The following is a 15,796-nucleotide window of genomic DNA, read 5'->3' on the forward strand; positions in this document are numbered from 1 at the left end:
CCCCTCCGTCAGACCACTGCGTCCACGCCAGCGCTCGGAACGCTGATTGCACGAACCCAGGCCGCGAGTGAATAGGCATCGAAGCCCTGCGGGGGGCCGGAAGGCTTGTCGAGACCGGAAAGCGTGGCGAAGACCGCCGACGAGTCAAGCGCAGAGATGTCGGCGGGCACGACAAGGATCCTGGCGGGGTCGTAGAAGGGTTCACGCACGATCGACGCATTGGTCGTGACCAGGATTGACCCGGAGGCGAGGACCTCGAACGTTCGCATGGTGAGGCCTGCCTGCCCTGCACGCTGCATGTCGAGGACCGCGTCGGACTCTCGGAAGATCTCGGCAATTTCCCGTCGCTCCAGCGAGGCGAACGACACATCGCGCCATGGCACCGACCAGTGCTCACGGGTCAGGTACTTGATGATCGCGAAGTACCAGCGGGCCTGTACGAAGAAGAAGCCGAAGGTGCGCGCCCGGTCGCCGAAGAGCTCCTTTGCGAATGCGTACCGCTCCGAGTGCAACGTGCCGACAAAGCTCAGACTGTGCCGACGGGGTCGCAAAGCCTCTGACTGCGGAAGTGCGCTGTAGTCGGCAGTGTAGAAGAGCGGCAAGTACGAGAAGTTCGGACGCTCAGCCACGTCGTCTGGATCGAAGCTCCAGAGCTCGTCGAAGCACTCCAGGACATCCAGGCAGTTGCTGGCATTGCTGATCGCGTCGAACGTGTAGAAGACGAAGCGGGCATCTGGACTCTGACGCCGTAGCTCCTCAAGAAACCACCGCGGAACTACTTCGGCCTTGATGACCAGGACGAGGTCAAACACCTCCGTCGACAGGTCGGCCAGTCGCGCGTTGTAGTAGGCCTCGATTCGTCGGTTGATCAGGTTCTTGCGAACCCGCAGAATCGCGCGCGAAAAAGCTGTGTTGGACGGTCGCTCGTCAATGAAGGTAGTCGAGAAACCTTGGTTCTCGAGTTCGGCAACGATGTCCTTCTCGTAGCCGAAGAACGCGGGGGTAATGAGCAGCGCTGATCTGCTGCGATCACCCATCACTTGAGCAACTTCTTCTGTCGCATCTCCTCAAGCGATGCCTCATAGCCGCCGTCAACGACATCTTGGCTGGCCACCCACGCTGCAAACTTCTCAACGCCGTCGCGGAAACTCACCTCAGGCTCGAAGCCGAGCGTCTCGCGGATCCGGGTGAGGTCCGCGATGTTATGGCGAACGTCTCCAAGTCGGAAGTTGCCAGTTACCTCGACTGGGACCTTCTGGTCGTACGCGCGAATCAGTTCGTCGACGACCGTGTTCACAGTCGTGCCGACACCGCTTCCGACATTGAAGATCTGGTTGTTCGCACGCGAATCCAGGCTCGCCTGCATCGTGGCTCGAACGACATCGTCAACGAAGACGAAGTCGCGACTTTCCAACCCATCTTCGAAGATGTTGATCGCGCGTCCCTGCCGGATCAGCGTCGAGAAGATCGACAGGATCCCGGTGTACGGGTTGGTGAGCGACTGACCGGGGCCATAGACATTCTGGTACCGAAGCGCGACCGGACTGATGCCGAGAGTCGGGCAAACGGTCATCACCAGCGCCTCCTGGGTGTGCTTGGTGATCCCGTACACCGACGAGGGCTGAATCTTGGAGTCCTCCGAAGTGCCAACCAGCTCGAGGGCACCGGACCCCGGATAGGTCGGCTCAAACCGCCCCTCCAGCATGTCGGTCTCCGAACGACTTCCCGGGTAGACGTAACCAAGCTCGGGGCTGAGGTACCGGCCTTCGCCATAGATCGACCGGGATGAGGCGATGACTACCTTCTTGACAGTCCGCGACGAGTCATTGGCAAGGATGTCGAGAAGGATTGCCGTGCCACCTACGTTGACCCGGTTGTAGCGCTCTACTTCGTACATCGATTGCCCTGTGCCGGTCTCGGCCGCCAGGTGCACCACCACATCCTGTCCGGGAAGGACAGCCTCAAGGTCTTTTCGGCTGCAGACATCGCCTACGACGACGGTCGCCGCCTTGCTCGCGAGCTGATAGAGCTCACTGGACTCGGGCGACGTTCCATGCACCTGGGGAAGCAGGTTGTCGAGAACCGTCACCTCGTGGCCGTCTGCCGCGAAGGCGTTCGCAAGGTTGGATCCGATGAAACCGGCACCGCCGGTGATGAGGATGCGTGACAAGGCAAGGTCTCCCTGGGCGTGCGGATGGTGTTAGGCGAGCCGGCGAGCCAACCCCGCGGGTCAGTAGGCCCCGTCTGAAGCGACCACCGCACGGAATGTCTTCCACAGGATGATGAGGTCGCTGGTCATTGACCAATTCTCGACGTAATGGACGTCGAGCCGGATCGATTCGGCGAAATCAAGGTCAGATCGGCCCGATACCTGCCACAGGCCGGTCATACCTGGCCGCACGGTCAGGCGGCGATTGGCGACGTGGTCGTACTGCTCGACCTCGAAGTCCCGCTGGGGACGGGGCCCCACAAGACTCATGTCACCCTTGAGCACGTTGAGGAGCTGGGGCAACTCGTCCAGCGAGAAGCGGCGCATGACGCCACCCACCTTGGTGATGCGCGGGTCGTTCTCCAGCTTGGGCAATTCCGCAAGGCTCTTTCCCTCGGAGGCCAGGAGCGCGGCCAACTCGGCATCTGCACCGACGCGCATCGAACGGAACTTGATCATGCCGAAGACTTCACCGTTCTTGCCGATGCGCTCCTGGCGGTAGAAGACCTGTCCTTCGCTCGTCAGCTTCACCAACGCCGCGAGCACCAGCATTACCGGCGAGAACGCCAACAGGATCAACGCGGCACCGACGCGGTCGAAGGCCATCTTCACGAAACGGCTGGCCCCGGCGTACTGGGGCTCGTCGAGGTGCAGCATCGGGAGGCCCGAGAGCTCGTGAAGGTGGAGGCGGGATCCGACCACATCGATCACGTTGGGCGAGAGCATCAGCTCGATGCCCGTGCTCTCCAGCTGCCACGCGAGCTCGCGCAGGCCGTCGGGGCCGAGGTGCTCTGTATCGGTAACCATGACCGCCTCGGACTGGGTGCGTCGGATCATGCCGGCGAGCGTGTGCTCGCGACCGAGCACAGGCACCTTGCAGCGCGAACGGTCGAGGCCCTCGACAACGTCAACGTCGGGGATCCAGACGCCACCGACGCGGTACCCCGACTGCGGGTGCTGGTGGAGGTAGCTGTTGATCCGGTAGGCCGACTCAAGTCCTCCCACGAGCAGTACATTGGCCAGTCCAACGCCGTTTCGCCGGCGCCGGTGCAACAGGGCTCGCGCGGTCTTCCGCCAAGCGAGCAGCCCGATCAGGCCGAGCGGGAAGGCGACCGCGACGTACGCGCGGGAAGCATCGACCTTGAGTGCCACCGACACCATCGCCAGGCCCGCGAACGCGGCCCAGGTAGCGCGGACGACGCGGCGATACTCCTCCGTGCCATGGCCGATCAACCGCGGGCTTCGGGTGCGAGTCAGGTTGAGCGTCATCCACCAGACGAGAGCCATGATGACCGCAAGGGACGCGTATGGCAGATCGATGCCGCCGACGTTCACCTCGGCCACCTCCGTGCCGAAGCGGACGAAGGCCGTGGCTGCAAGAGCCAGCAGCAGGACAACGAAGTCTCCCGCGGCGAGGAGCCGGACGTAGCTTGTGCGCCAGTTGCCCGCGCGGACGAGCCGTGGCACGCGGCGCGCAAAAGTCGGTCGGGGCCCAGCGTGCACCGACAGCGGGCTGATACTCAGTCGTTCACTCATCCCGGACCCCCGTCCACTCGTTGACGGGGCGGACGACTCGACGCCGCCCAGAAGACATGTCCAACATGTCCACGCCCCGAGTGATCACGACACTAGGGCGGCTGATTGCCAGAAATGCCTGCTTCCGGCAACCATGTGGACCGGATCACATGGGCGGTATAGACCAGTCGATTTCACGGCCGTTGCCGATTTGACTCTCAACGTTTCGGCCCGGCGATTTCGTGCGAAATGCAGTCCGGCCCGACCCCTTTTCAGGGTCGGGCCGGACTCGGAGTTCGCGTCGGATTTCAGGCGCGGGCGTGCTCGATGATCGGGACGACGCCGTCGCCGTGGTCCTCGTCGCAACCACAATCCTCGCGGCCGTAGTCGTCCTCAAGGCGCTTGATGTCGTCCTCGCCCGTGTAGGCACCGCGCTGCACCTCGATGATCACCAGCTCCTCGGCGTGCTGGTTCGTGATCCGGTGAGCAGCACCTTGGGAAACGTCGATCGAGTGACCAGGCCCGGCCACGATCGTCTCGCCCTCAACCACGCACGTTGCGATCCCGAAGATGACGACCCAGTGCTCCGATCGGTGCTCGTGGGTCTGGTAGCTCAGGCGCTGGCCGGGCTTCACGTGGATGCGCTTGACCTTGTAGCCAGCGGCTTCGTCGATCGTGTGCCATGAGCCCCAAGGGCGCTCAGCCGAGTCGGCAGCCATCGAATCCTCGTCCTTCATCGTTGAATCGGGTGTTCGGAGACCAGCCTAAGCCGGGTTCAGACCGGTTGGCGCTCTGTTGGACAAACGTTCAAACCCCAGAAACGTTAGGCCGGGGCTTGGTCAGCGCAGGTTGGGGCGGATGTGCATGCCGACCTCGGGGTCGACGATGACCTCCTGGGAAGCCGGCATGCCGTCGGCGTCGAGCTGGGCATCGACGGCGACGTTGCGCTTGACCAGCGCAAGGGCGATCGGACCGAGCTCGTGGTGGCGAGCGGAGCTGCCGATGACGCCGACGGCCTTGCCGTCGAGAAGGAGCTCGGCGCCCTGCTTGGGCAGCCTGTTCTCCGAGCCGTCGAGGTGCAGCAGCGTGAGCCGGCGCGGGGGCCGGCCAAGGGTGTGCACGCGGGCGACGGTCTCCTGGCCGCGGTAGCAGCCCTTGTCGAGGTGCACCGCGTCCATCGGTCCGCCGATCCAGCCGACCTCGTTGGGGATCGTGCGGTGATCGGTGTCGATGCCAAGGCGCGGCTCGCCGCGCTCGATGCGGAGGGCCTCGAAGGCCCAGAGCCCGGCAGCGGGCCCGGCCGCCTCGGCGTACGCCGCGAGCCGGTCGCGCGGGATGAACTCGTACTTCCCCGGGCCGCCACCGCTGCCGACCGGGCGCCACATGGTGGCGAGCTCGGGGGTGGCGTCGGTGATCTCGACGCGGGTCATGAACTTCATCCGCTCGAGCCACGCGATCAGGGCAGCGCCGGCACCGGGCTCGGTGTGCAAGGTGAAGGACTCCCCGTCAGCACCGTCGTCGACGCCCGTGAAGGCGTGCTCGACGTGCCCCTGGGGGCTGAGGATCAGCGCACTGGTCCACTGCTGTGGCGCGAGGTCGAGGAAGTGCTGGCTGGTCAGCGAGTGCAGCCAGGTCAACCGGTCGGGGCCGGCGAGGCGCACGACGTCGCGGTGGGACAGGTCCACGAAGCCGTGCCCCGCGACCAGCGCCCGCTGCTCGGTGTTGAACGACCCGTAGTGACCGGCCACCGGCGCATCGATGCCGTCGCCCGCCACTGCTCCGGGAAGGGACAGGAGCGGACTGGGCTGCTGCGGGTGCTCGTTCACCTCACCAGCGTACGGGCTGGGATCAGGCAGAGCGGGCGGGGCTGTCGAAGCGCACCATCGGCCGGGTCAGGTTGTCCACCCGCACGTGCTCCGGCATCCAGTGCAGCGCGAACTCGCCCGCGGGAGCGTCCCCCCGGGCCACGTCGGCCATGGCCTCCCACTGCTCGGCCGCCTCGGTCGTCACGCCCGGGTGCATCTCCAGCCAGAGCCGGGACGCGCGCTGCGCGATGTCCTGCGCCAGCGCGTGCACGTCGACACCTGCGTCGAAACCGATGGTGAGGACTGCGTAGTCGCCCGCCGACCGCTGCACCACCAGGCGCAGCTCGTCGTCATCGAAGCGGCTGCTGCCGGTGCTGCCGCCCACCGCGACCAGCCATGGGTACTTCACGTGCCCCGCCAGTACGCCGTGGTGCCCGGCGTGCTCGGAGCTGACCACGACCCGCGAGTCGGTGATGAGTACGTCGATCCCCCGACGTCGCACTGTCACCAACTCACGGACGTGGCCATCGCGCTGGGTGCGGACCGTGATCTCACGGGCCTGGACACCCAGCGTTGCCCCGTCGTCCGAGTGCAGGACGACCGGCAGATCTGCCGTCGGCGCGGCGACGACCGGAAAGAGATCATCCGGCTCGTGATGGTGCGACCGGACAGTGACAATCGGGAACGGCATGACCAACCTCAGCTGTGACGAAGCAGAGCACCGTTTCCCGAGTGGACGGCTTGGAGATCCCCAGTATCTATTGTCTAGACCGGGGGTAGGCAAGGCAGTTGCCTGTGACATGGTGCACAAGGAACTGGATTCGAGTTCCTGGGTGCATTTCCGCAGGTCAGCGCGGTCCAGCGATCAAGATCTAGACAGTTGTCCTGTCCAATTGCTGGTCAGACCGCGGGCGACAGGGCCCCGGTGGCGGCCTCGGGGACGCGCTCGTACTCCGGCATCCAGTGCAGCGCGAACTCGCCGGGTCGCGCGACCTTTCGCCGTGCCCCGACCGTCGCCGCCCACTCCGAGCGCCGCGCGCTGTCGGCTCCGGGGTGCTCGCGAAGCCAGCTCCGGCCGGCCCGGTCCGCGATCACGGCGGCCAGGCCGTAGACGTCCGCGCCCCAGTCGACGTGCCGGTCGAAGCCGAGGGTGAGGACCGCGTAGTCACCGCTCGCGGCTTGCACGATCAGCCGGAGCTCGTCGAGCCCGTGCCGGCCATCCGCGCGGCTGCCGCCCACCGCGACCAGCCACGGATACCGCACATGTCCCGTCACGATGCTCCGTCCCTCCACGTGCGTCGAGCAGACCACCACCCGTGCGTCGGTCACCATCAGCTCCGACCCGTGTCGTCGGACGTGGACGACCTCGCGCACGTGACCGTCGAGCTGGCTCCGCACCGCAACCTCCCGCACCCGGAGCGTGGACACGGCGCCATCGCCGGGCTCGAGGGTCACGAGACGCCCCGTCCCGGGAGCAGCCATGAGGGGAAAACGCGCGTCGGGCGCGTGCTCCAGCGATCGGACGGTGACCATCGGGAAGCTCATCGGACACCTCGCAGTTCGCTGAGTGATTGGCCGCCTGCCCGAGCCGTCAGCGCTGGATAGCCCGAGTCTCCTGCTGGCGCCGGCGTTTGCGCCGCTCAACACCGATTTCTGGGGGTCCGCCTTCGTTCGGACAGGCATCGCCGCAGGTCAGCGGCCCTTTGGGTGACGCAACCTGACTGGACCGCCTGGGGACTGGGGTCGCCCACAGGACCTGCACGTGCGGCGGACCTGCGCGGGCTGCTCTCAGCGACAGTCGGCGCAGGTGCCGAAGACCGTCAGGTGGCCCACGTCCGGCACGAAGCCGTGATCGGCGTCGAGCTGCGCGAGCAGCGGCACCAGCGTCTCGGTGCCCACCGAGATCACGCGGTGGCACGAGCGGCAGACCAGGTGGAAGTGCTCGTGGTCCCCCACCGAGTGGTACGTCGGGGCGCGGTCGCTGAGGTGGGCGTGCCGCACCAGGCCGAGCTCCTCGAGCACCTCGAGGTTGCGATAGACGGTGGAGATGCTGAGCGTCGCCTGCGCCTTGCGGGCCTCCGCCAGCACCTCGTCAGGCGTTGCGTGACCGAGGACCCCGACGGCGTCGAGGATCAGCCGCCGTTGCGGGGTCAGCCGCTTCCCGCTGTCGCGGAGCTTCGCGCTCAGGTCCAGTGTGGACGGGTCGCCGGAATCTGCTGACGGTTCGTGATCGTGCGTCTCGCCCACGGCGTGCGACCTCAGGCGCGCTGGAGGCGCGCCCACAGGTGCGACTGGAGCGGCTGCCCCATCGCGGCCATGTCGAACGCGTAGAGCAGGTCGCCCTCGACGTTGCCGTAGAGCCGCTTGCCGGCGGTGTATTCCTTGGCGGTCTCCGTGCGGCCCACCGCGTCCGTGACGATCTCGAGCTTGCCGCCCTCGGCCGTGCCCACCCAGATCTCGACGATGCCGGTGTTGTGCGTCATCACGAGCTCGATCGTGCCGGTGCCCTTGCCGTCCTGCTTGCAGCGCAGGAAGCCGGTCTCGATCGCCGCGTCGCGGACCTTCTCGCCCGTCTCCGGGTCGATGATCCAGCTGCGCGCCATGTAGTGGAAGAACGGTCGCCCGTCCTGAGCGAAGATCAGCTCCTGGCCGTACTCGAAGCTGTCGATCGTCGGATACGCACCATGGCCGTTGCCGCGCCAGGTGCCGAGCATCCAGGCCACGGGGCCCATGTCAGGGTGCAGGTTCTCGGGGATCTCGAACGCCATGCCCCGCATCCTATTGCGCCTCCCGTGCACCGGCTCCACGCCGGGCACAAGCCGCCGCCGGGGCGGCCGGGTGCGCGCGGGTCTAGCCTGAGGGCATGCGCAGTCTGCGAATCAAGGTCACCTGTGGCGCCGAGGACCCGGAGCGCTGCAACCAGGCGTTCACGGTGGCCGCGATGGCGGTCGCTTCGGGAGCCGATGTCGGGCTCTGGCTGACCGGCGAGGCCGCGTGGTTCGGCGTCGCTGGCCGTGCGGAGGAGTTCAGCCTCCCCCTCGCCGCCCCGCTGGCCGACCTTCGCGACGCCGTGCTCGCCGGCGGACAGCTCACGGTCTGCACCCAGTGCGCAGACCGGCGCGGCATCACGGCCGCCGACGTGCTTCCCGGCGTACGCATTGCCGGCGCAGCCGTCTTCACCGAGGAGATCCTCGGCGACGGCGTCCAGGCCCTCGTCTACTGAATCAGTGGAAGCCTCGGTAGTGCGGGCAGTTGAAACCGTGTCGTCGCACGCACCGTAGCCTGCGACGCAGCTTGCTCCAGGATTTGGCCATACGCCCTTGGTAGCAAGGGGAAAGTCCCGCGACCAGCGCTATCCATCAGGAGCGGCGCAGGTCACAGCCGCGGACCAGACCAGCTTCAGCAGGCCGGGGCGACGACCGACTTGTCCTCCGGGTGAACGCCAGCACTCACGCGGACGACGACGGGCTGGTCGGATGCGGCGCTGTCGGTGTTCATGGTCCAGGTGATCTGGTGCTTGGCACCTGCTCCGAGGAAGACCGCGACCGACGTGGTCGGGTGGTTCAGATAGCTGGAGAACTCCGCATTGGCCTGGTCCTCCCCGTCGAACTTGATCCGTCCGAGCGTGCCGCCCTGCGGTCCGAAGAGCTCCACGGAGACCAGGTGCTCGCCCTTCGCAGTGCCGAAGATGCCGGGACCGGTGACCGCCTCGGGGAGCTTCGTGCCCGGCTTGAGGCTGGAGGAGATGTCCATCGTGGCAACGAGACCGCGACGCTTGCCGCCGTCGCACGACGACTTCACGGTCACGTCGTAGTCGAGGAACCAGCCCATCTTTGATGCGGTCGAATCGTTCAGGTAGACACCGGCCTGCGGAGCCGCCTGGGTGGATGAGGGCACCTCGCCGGCGACCTTGGTGCCCGCCAGCTCGGCCTGCTCCTCGTCGTGGAACGACGACACGTAGATGCGGCCCTCGTCGACACCGCGGGCCAGCTCGCGCACGAGCCTCTCCCCGTCGACCGGACCGTCACTGATCCGCTGGAACACGCTGCCGGCGACTGACTCGAACCAGAGGTCCTGCAGCTTGGGGTCGGGCGTGCGCAGGTAGGCGCCGTGCAGGAGCTCCTCGGCCACGTTCTCGGAGGTCAGCTCGACGTTGCCGACCTTGATCGGGCCGGTCGCCTCCATCAGGTAGCCGAGCGCGACCGGGTCGATGGCCACGACGCCGTCCAGCTCCTCGTCGTACTCCTGGGTCCAGCGGGCTGCGATCAGCTCCGCCTCCCTCGGGAAGTGGGGGGTGAACGCCGCGTCCATCACGAAGGTGCCGAGCTGCGGTCCGAAGCGCGTCTCCTCGTCCTTGGTGATCGGCAGGACCGGGGTATCCAGCTCGCCGAAGCTGCTCGCCGATCGCTGGCGCGCCAGCTCGAGGCGACCGTTGCGGACGTCGATGGTGGCCAGGCTGCCGGGCATGCCACCCGGGGCGCGCGGCTCGGCGTTGGTCTGGAAGACGAGGAGCTGCTTGCGCGGACCGTCGGCGCCCAGCATCGCGGGCAGGACGCGAGCGGTCACCCGGCCGGCCTCGAGACCGTCGGCGGCATCGCGGACATCGCCCATGGCCTGCTTCCACCGCGACGCGAGCGGGCCGACGAGCCCGTCGGCGTCGACCGCGGAGAGCCGCTTCTCGGCGACGGCAAAGGCTTCCGCGGACGTGGAGATCGGAGCGGAGAGCTTGTCGATCCGGGTGAGGTCGATCCGCCCGTCCTTCGGAGCGAACCCCTCGAGGTCCAGCGCTCCGGCATCGACCAGGGGCGCGACACCGTCGCCGGACAGGTCGAACGCGACCGCGCTGATCACCCGGACCGCGTGCGCGTCGTCCCCGACGAACGGCAGGCGGGTGAGCACGGACCAGGTCGGGCCGCTCGTGCCCTCGTCCGCAGCGGCGGCGTGGGCGCGGAGGGATGCGAGCGCATCGTCGGCAGCCTTGTCATCGCCCGACTGGAGCGCGGACCTCAGCTCCGAGGCGGCATCGACCGCCCCGCCGAGCTCGTCCTTGACCTGGAGCGCGCGCCACGCGGCGTACCCGCCGACGGCGAGCAGCACCACGACCACCGCAAGAACGATCCAACGGGTCCGCTTCCGCATTGCGTTTCCCTCCATCAAGCCGCGTGACCGCGGCATCCACCCGGACGCGAAACCGGCACCTGCTGCGAGGGAGCGCAGGAGGTGCCGGTTCCTCAGCTACCGGACGATGCCGGCTGCCGTCGTGCTTGGTGCTTCAGATCAGCGACGGACGATCTGGCGAGCGTAGTCGCGGCAGTTCTTGAAGACCGACGTCGAGGGGGTCATGAGGACCACCTTGACGACATACGAGCCACGACCGAGCTTGGGGCCCGTGTAGACGCGCACGCCACCGGAGTACGAGCGCTTGTAGAGCTTGACGACCTTGCCGGTCGACTTGCGGATGTAGGAGACCTTGACGGTGCCCGTGGGCGTGCCGTTGCCAGCTGCAGCGGTCGCCGAGAAGGCGACGCGCGGAGCGGTGGAGGGCTTGATGTACAGCTTGCTCGAGGTCGCCGAGCAGGAGCTCGAGATCGACTTCGGGTAGGCGGCGTGGGCCGGGGCGGAAACCACCAGCAGTACCGCCGAGACCAGGAACGCGGTGATGACAGCGGAAAGTGTCTTCATCGTTGTGAATCCCCCAGAGTTCGGTGTTAGCTGCGGTTGAGCCACCGCAGATGCTTGACTGCCGCAACCTAACCAGCCCTGTGTTTCACCCTTATGACTTTGGGCAAATCGATCAGTGACCTGGGCCACAGTTGCACGATGCACCCGCACGGCGGCGCACAGTCACCTAGGCTCCACAGGCCGCTCCAATCCGGCGAAAAGGGCATCTGACGAGGGGAAACCTGCATGGACCTGCGCGATTACCTGCGAATTCTCCGTCGGCACTGGCTGCTCATCGCCCTCTGCTTCGCAGCCGCACTGGTCGTCAGTGGTCTAGTCACGTCCCGGATGATTCCCCAGTACTCATCGAGCTCGCGGATCTTCATCTCGACCAACAACTCGTCGTCGGACCAGGCCTACCAGGACGGTCTGTTCTCCACGCAGCGCGTCGCGTCGTACGCCGATCTCGTTACTGGCAAGGACATGGCGGCCGATGTCATCGAGGACCTCGGGCTGGACATGAACCCGACCGAGCTGGCCGCGAACGTCACCGCTCAGGCCGTTCCCGAGACCGTGCTGCTGACCATCTCGGTCACCGACCCCGACCCCGACCTGGCCCAGCTGCTGACGCGCACGTACGGCGAACAGCTGGCGCTCCTGGTCGCGGACCTCGAAACCCCGCCCGGTGGCGACGGGCCCGTGCTGAAGGCGACCACCGTCGACTCCGCAGGCCTGCCGACCGCCGCGGTCAGCCCGAACTGGACCCGCAACCTCGGCCTGGCCGGTGTTCTCGGCCTGCTGCTCGGCTTCGGCCTCGCCGTGCTGCGTGAGCTGCTCGACACCTCGGTGAAGTCCGCCGAGGACATCACCGAGCTGGCCGAGTCCTCGGTCATGGCCTCGATCGCCTACGACCCCGCGACCGTGAAGCGCCCGCTGGTCAGCGACCTCGGCTCCCACGAGCCTCGAGCCGAAGCGTTCCGCGTGCTCCGCACCAACCTCCAGTTCGTCGACGTCGACGCATCGTCGAAGGCCTACGTGGTGACCAGCTCGGTCCCCGGCGAGGGCAAGTCGACCACCGCGCTCAACACGGCCATCACACTCGCGCAGACCGGGCAGAACATCCTGCTCATCGACGGTGACCTCCGTCGCCCCCAGGTCGCCAACGTCCTCGGCCTCGAGCCCGCCGTCGGCCTGACCACCGTGCTGGTCGGCAAGATCGACCTCGCTGCTGCGGTCCAGAAGCACGAGACCGGCCTGCACGTCCTGACCAGCGGCACCGTCCCGCCCAACCCGGCCGAGCTTCTGCAGTCCCAGGCCATGGCCTCGCTGCTCACCGCCGCCCGCTCGACCTACGACGTGATCGTGATCGACGCTCCCCCGCTCCTCCCGGTCACCGATGCCGCCCTGCTGGCCTCGATGACCGACGGCGCCCTGCTGGTGGTCCGGCACTCCCGCACCACCCGCGACCAGCTCCGTGGCGCCCACGACCGCCTCGAGAGCGTCGGTGCCGACACCCTCGGCGTCGTCTTCAACATGGTGCCGAAGAAGGGTGGCGGCGCCTACGGCTACGGCTATGGCTACGGCTACGGCTACGCCCCCGAGCCGGAGCCCGCTGGCAAGCGCCGTGGCGCGAAGGCCGTGAAGCCTCCGAAGCCCGAAAAGCCCGCCAAGGCCTGACACCCCGCCCCGCCCCCTTTTCCGCGTGTAACGCGCAGTTCGCTCGACTTCTGCCGCCCTTGAGGACGGCGGAGGTCGACACAAGGGGGCGGTAGCGCTCAAGCCGCCTTCCGCCGAAGTCGCAAGGCCCCGTTTTCGCGCACAACCGCCGAGACACGGGAGCTGCTCCACCGCCCGAGCCGCGTGGGCCCCGGAGGGCGTCGGGGCGGAGCGATGCTCCAGCCATGCCAAACCAACGCGCAGCACTCGTACGACGCCAGCACGGACTGATCACCGCCCAAGCCGCCCTTGACGCGGGCCTCGAGCGCTTCGAGATCGCCGAGCTCCTCCGCAGTCGGGAGTGGGCGAAGGTGCGCCGGGGCGTCTACATCGATGCCGAGCAGTGGGCCGGCGCCGAGAAGTGGCGGGAGCAGCCCCTCATCGAGGTCCGCGCCGCCCACCTGACCCTGCGGCGCCCACATGTCTTCAGCCACGACTCAGCCGCGCTGATCCACGGCCTCCCGCTGCTTCGCGACGACAGCCGTCTCGTGCACGTCACTCGCGCGGGGGTCACGGGCAGTCGACGGCGCAACGGCATCATGCAGCACGGTGCGGCCTACACCGACGACGACGTCGCACAGGTCGGCGGGCTCCAGGCACTCGGCATCGGACGCACGGCGCTCGACATCTGCCGAGAGCACGGCTACGGCGCGGGCCTGGTCGCCTGCGACGCAGCCTTGCGCCACGGCGTACCCCGCTCGGAGCTGCTCGAGATCGCGGGATCCATGCACCACTGGCCTGACATCACCGCGGGCCGCGCCGCGGTAGCGGATGCAGACCCGGGCGCCGAGAGCGCCGGCGAGAGCATGGCCCGGATCCTCGTCAAGGAGCTGCAGATCGGAGACCCGACAACGCAATTCCCCGTGCGGCGTCCCAACGGCAAGACAGCCTGGCTCGATCTCCTGGTCGGCTGCCACGCCTTTGAGTTCGACGGCCGCACGAAGTATCGCAACGTGGCCGACGGGGGAGTTGCCAGGCGGGACGCCGAGGCAGTCGTGTGGGAGGAGAAGGAGCGGGAGATCGACGTCCTCGCCCAGGGTCTTGGCGTCTCGCGCATCACGTGGCGCGACTTCTGGGGCGCCGGCCGGGTCGCAGCCAGGACACGGCTCCGCCGGGAGGCCGAGCTCACTGCACAGCGCCATGGGACCGTCCCGCCCCGCGAGCTCCTCGCGTACGCCGCCCGCATGGCCGACGCCCGCCGGCAACGGTTGCTGATCGCCACGGCGCCGGACCGCCTGATCTTGCCGGCTCGCTGATCCGCAACGTACTTCCGCCGTCTGGGGCAAACTTCCGCCCCGCTCTACGGCGGCAGAAGTTGCGCGAACTGCGCGTTACAGCGGGCCAGACCCGGGTCAGTAGGCGCCGTGGGACAGCAGCACCGCGCGGGCGGTCTTCAGCATGATGATGACGTCGCTGACGATCGACCAGTTGTCGACGTAGTAGAGATCCATGCGGACCGCCTCGTCGAACGGCAGGTCGGAGCGTCCCGACACCTGCCACAGGCCGGTCAGGCCCGGGCGGACGAGCATGCGGCGGTGCATCTCCGGCGGGTACAGCTCGACCTCGCGCGGAAGCGGAGGGCGGGGGCCGACCAGCGACATGTCGCCACGGAGTACGTCGAAGAGCTGGGGCAGCTCGTCGAGCGACCACTTGCGGAGGGGGCGCCCCACCACGGTCACGCGGGGATCGTTGCGCATCTTGAAGAGCACGTCGTCGACGTCGTTGAAGTCGCTCAGCTCGTTGATGCGGCTGTCGGCGTCGACCACCATCGAGCGGAACTTCGTCATCCGGAACGTCGAGCCGTTGCGCCCCGACCGCTCCTGGCGGAAGAGCACGGGGCCACCGTCGGAGACCTTGACCGCCAGCGCGATCGCCATCATCAGCGGCGAGAGGATCAGCAGCATCAGCGAGGCGACCACGACGTCGAATCCGCGCTTCGCGAGGCCGCCGGCGCGGCGTACCTGGGGCTCTTCGATGTGGACCAGCGGCAGGCCGCTGAGGTGGCGCATGTGCACGCGGGGGCCAGCGACGTCGATGAGCGACGGCACGACGACGAGGTCGATGTGGCGACCCTCGAGGGCCCAGCCGATCTGCCGGAGCGCACGGGAGGTCGAGGCCCCACCGCCGCCCACCAGCACGGTGTCGGCGGCAACGGCCTCACAGGCCGGGACGATCTGGTCCACGCCGCCGAAGCGAGGGACCGGGAGGGAGACGTCGGACTCGAGCCCGGAGCCGGGAAGGCAGGTGCCGACGACCTGGTAGCCGAGCTCGGGGAGCCGCGCCAGCGTCGTGACGAGCTCGTCGAGGGCGCCCGGCTCGCACACCGCGATGACGCGGGTGAGCAGGCTGCCGCGCTTGCGGAGCGAGTGGACCACCTTGCGCACGGCGTAGCGCTCCACGAGCAGCCCGATCAGGCCGAACGCGAAGCTGGCCACCACGAAGGGGCGCGAGATGTGGATGTCGGTCACGAAGCCGACGGCGAAGGTGATGCCGGCCGCGAGGGCGGTCGCGCGGACCATGATCTGGAACTCGTCGTGCCCGGCGCCGATGATCCGGCGTCGGTAGGCCCCGCGGACCAGCAGGCAGCACAGCCAGATCGCGATGATGGCGGGCGCGGCAGCCAGCAACCGCCCCGTCTCGTCATGGATCACCGGGAAGAACCGGGCGATGAACGGCGTGATGAAGGCGGCGGATGCGACGGCTCCGGCGAGAACCGCGAGGTCCAGCACGCCGATCGCAGCGACGACGCGGCGCAACTGCGAAGCGAGCGGCAGGGCGCGCTCAGCCTGCAGCGCGCTAGGTCGCTCCGCGAGATTCGTCACTAGCCAGGTCCCCTTCGAGAAAGACCCCCCGGTCGTCAGCACAACGAATGTAGGGCGACTGAGTCACG

Annotated in this window: 15 protein-coding genes; 3 read left to right on the plus strand and 12 right to left on the minus strand. The window is 67.7% G+C overall.

Going from position 1 to position 15,796, the window contains the following annotated elements:
• Nucleotides 1-8: 8 nt before the first annotated feature.
• From D4739_RS03665 to D4739_RS03705, 9 genes are all read right to left on the minus strand, one after another.
• Nucleotides 9-1,037, minus strand: a complete 1,029-nt coding sequence (locus D4739_RS03665) for a WaaS/CpsH family glycosyltransferase (protein WP_120059306.1) — start codon at nt 1,035-1,037, stop codon at nt 9-11.
• The gene (locus D4739_RS03670; protein WP_120059307.1) at nt 1,037-2,170 is read right to left on the minus strand and encodes an NAD-dependent epimerase/dehydratase family protein; all 1,134 of its coding nucleotides are present in this window, start codon (nt 2,168-2,170) and stop codon (nt 1,037-1,039) included. Before D4739_RS03670 ends, D4739_RS03665 begins: the two co-directional genes overlap by 1 nt.
• Before the next feature lie 60 nt (nt 2,171-2,230).
• A complete protein-coding gene (locus D4739_RS03675) occupies nt 2,231-3,745 on the minus strand; it encodes a sugar transferase (protein WP_120059308.1) in 1,515 nt (504 codons plus the stop codon).
• A 287-nt stretch (nt 3,746-4,032) separates the two neighbouring features.
• The gene (locus tag D4739_RS03680; RefSeq protein WP_238473506.1) at nt 4,033-4,461 is read right to left on the minus strand and encodes a phosphomannose isomerase type II C-terminal cupin domain; all 429 of its coding nucleotides are present in this window, start codon (nt 4,459-4,461) and stop codon (nt 4,033-4,035) included.
• Between the two features lie 102 nt (nt 4,462-4,563).
• Nucleotides 4,564-5,550, minus strand: a complete 987-nt coding sequence (ygfZ, locus tag D4739_RS03685) for a CAF17-like 4Fe-4S cluster assembly/insertion protein YgfZ (RefSeq protein WP_120059309.1) — start codon at nt 5,548-5,550, stop codon at nt 4,564-4,566.
• A gap of 22 nt (nt 5,551-5,572) precedes the next feature.
• A complete protein-coding gene (locus tag D4739_RS03690) occupies nt 5,573-6,220 on the minus strand; it encodes a hypothetical protein (protein WP_120059310.1) in 648 nt (215 codons plus the stop codon).
• Between the two features lie 209 nt (nt 6,221-6,429).
• Entirely contained in the window at nt 6,430-7,074 is a 645-nt protein-coding gene (locus D4739_RS03695; RefSeq protein WP_120059311.1) for a hypothetical protein, read from the minus strand.
• Between the two features lie 243 nt (nt 7,075-7,317).
• Nucleotides 7,318-7,776 carry a Fur family transcriptional regulator gene (locus D4739_RS03700; protein WP_238473507.1) on the minus strand — a complete coding sequence of 153 codons (459 nt, stop codon included), beginning with the start codon at nt 7,774-7,776 and terminating at the stop codon, nt 7,318-7,320.
• Between the two features lie 11 nt (nt 7,777-7,787).
• Nucleotides 7,788-8,297, minus strand: coding sequence for a heme-binding beta-barrel domain-containing protein (locus D4739_RS03705; RefSeq protein WP_120059312.1), 510 nt, complete (start codon nt 8,295-8,297; stop codon nt 7,788-7,790).
• A 95-nt stretch (nt 8,298-8,392) separates the two neighbouring features.
• On the opposite strand from D4739_RS03705, the gene D4739_RS03710 reads away from it, so the two are divergent.
• On the plus strand, nt 8,393-8,752 hold the full coding sequence (locus D4739_RS03710; RefSeq protein ID WP_120059313.1) for a DsrE family protein: 360 nt from the start codon (nt 8,393-8,395) through the stop codon (nt 8,750-8,752).
• Nucleotides 8,753-8,928: 176 nt separating this feature from the next.
• Here the strand turns inward: D4739_RS03710 and D4739_RS03715 are convergent, their stop codons facing one another.
• Together D4739_RS03715 and D4739_RS03720 are read right to left on the minus strand one after the other, a co-directional pair.
• The gene (locus tag D4739_RS03715) at nt 8,929-10,668 is read right to left on the minus strand and encodes a DUF4012 domain-containing protein (RefSeq protein WP_182920304.1); all 1,740 of its coding nucleotides are present in this window, start codon (nt 10,666-10,668) and stop codon (nt 8,929-8,931) included.
• Between the two features lie 138 nt (nt 10,669-10,806).
• Nucleotides 10,807-11,211: a hypothetical protein gene (locus tag D4739_RS03720; RefSeq protein ID WP_120059315.1), complete on the minus strand. Its 405-nt coding sequence runs from the start codon at nt 11,209-11,211 to the stop codon at nt 10,807-10,809.
• Between the two features lie 225 nt (nt 11,212-11,436).
• On the opposite strand from D4739_RS03720, the gene D4739_RS03725 reads away from it, so the two are divergent.
• A complete protein-coding gene (locus D4739_RS03725) occupies nt 11,437-12,867 on the plus strand; it encodes a tyrosine-protein kinase domain-containing protein (protein ID WP_120059316.1) in 1,431 nt (476 codons plus the stop codon).
• A 224-nt stretch (nt 12,868-13,091) separates the two neighbouring features.
• On the plus strand, nt 13,092-14,162 hold the full coding sequence (locus tag D4739_RS03730; protein WP_120059317.1) for a type IV toxin-antitoxin system AbiEi family antitoxin domain-containing protein: 1,071 nt from the start codon (nt 13,092-13,094) through the stop codon (nt 14,160-14,162).
• A gap of 96 nt (nt 14,163-14,258) precedes the next feature.
• Here D4739_RS03730 and D4739_RS03735 read toward each other — a convergent pair whose 3' ends face one another.
• Nucleotides 14,259-15,728, minus strand: coding sequence for a sugar transferase (locus D4739_RS03735; RefSeq protein ID WP_182920305.1), 1,470 nt, complete (start codon nt 15,726-15,728; stop codon nt 14,259-14,261).
• Between the last annotated feature and the right edge of the window lie 68 nt (nt 15,729-15,796).

The sequence above is a fragment of the Nocardioides cavernaquae genome (assembly GCF_003600895.1).
Taxonomy (GTDB): Bacteria; Actinomycetota; Actinomycetes; order Propionibacteriales; family Nocardioidaceae; genus Nocardioides; species Nocardioides cavernaquae.

Excerpts from the sequence above, each read along its gene's own strand:
- D4739_RS03720 (WP_120059315.1), bottom strand. The coding sequence starts at position 11,211 with ATGAAGACACTTTCCGCTGTCATCACCGCGTTCCTGGTCTCGGCGGTA.
- D4739_RS03690 (WP_120059310.1), bottom strand. The coding sequence starts at position 6,220 with ATGCCGTTCCCGATTGTCACTGTCCGGTCGCACCATCACGAGCCGGAT.
- D4739_RS03665 (WP_120059306.1), bottom strand. The coding sequence starts at position 1,037 with ATGGGTGATCGCAGCAGATCAGCGCTGCTCATTACCCCCGCGTTCTTC.
- D4739_RS03715 (WP_182920304.1), bottom strand. The coding sequence starts at position 10,668 with ATGCGGAAGCGGACCCGTTGGATCGTTCTTGCGGTGGTCGTGGTGCTG.
- D4739_RS03675 (WP_120059308.1), bottom strand. The coding sequence starts at position 3,745 with ATGAGTGAACGACTGAGTATCAGCCCGCTGTCGGTGCACGCTGGGCCC.
- D4739_RS03680 (WP_238473506.1), bottom strand. The coding sequence starts at position 4,461 with ATGAAGGACGAGGATTCGATGGCTGCCGACTCGGCTGAGCGCCCTTGG.
- D4739_RS03705 (WP_120059312.1), bottom strand. The coding sequence starts at position 8,297 with ATGGCGTTCGAGATCCCCGAGAACCTGCACCCTGACATGGGCCCCGTG.
- D4739_RS03725 (WP_120059316.1), top strand. The coding sequence starts at position 11,437 with ATGGACCTGCGCGATTACCTGCGAATTCTCCGTCGGCACTGGCTGCTC.
- D4739_RS03695 (WP_120059311.1), bottom strand. The coding sequence starts at position 7,074 with ATGAGCTTCCCGATGGTCACCGTCCGATCGCTGGAGCACGCGCCCGAC.
- D4739_RS03710 (WP_120059313.1), top strand. The coding sequence starts at position 8,393 with ATGCGCAGTCTGCGAATCAAGGTCACCTGTGGCGCCGAGGACCCGGAG.
- D4739_RS03730 (WP_120059317.1), top strand. The coding sequence starts at position 13,092 with ATGCCAAACCAACGCGCAGCACTCGTACGACGCCAGCACGGACTGATC.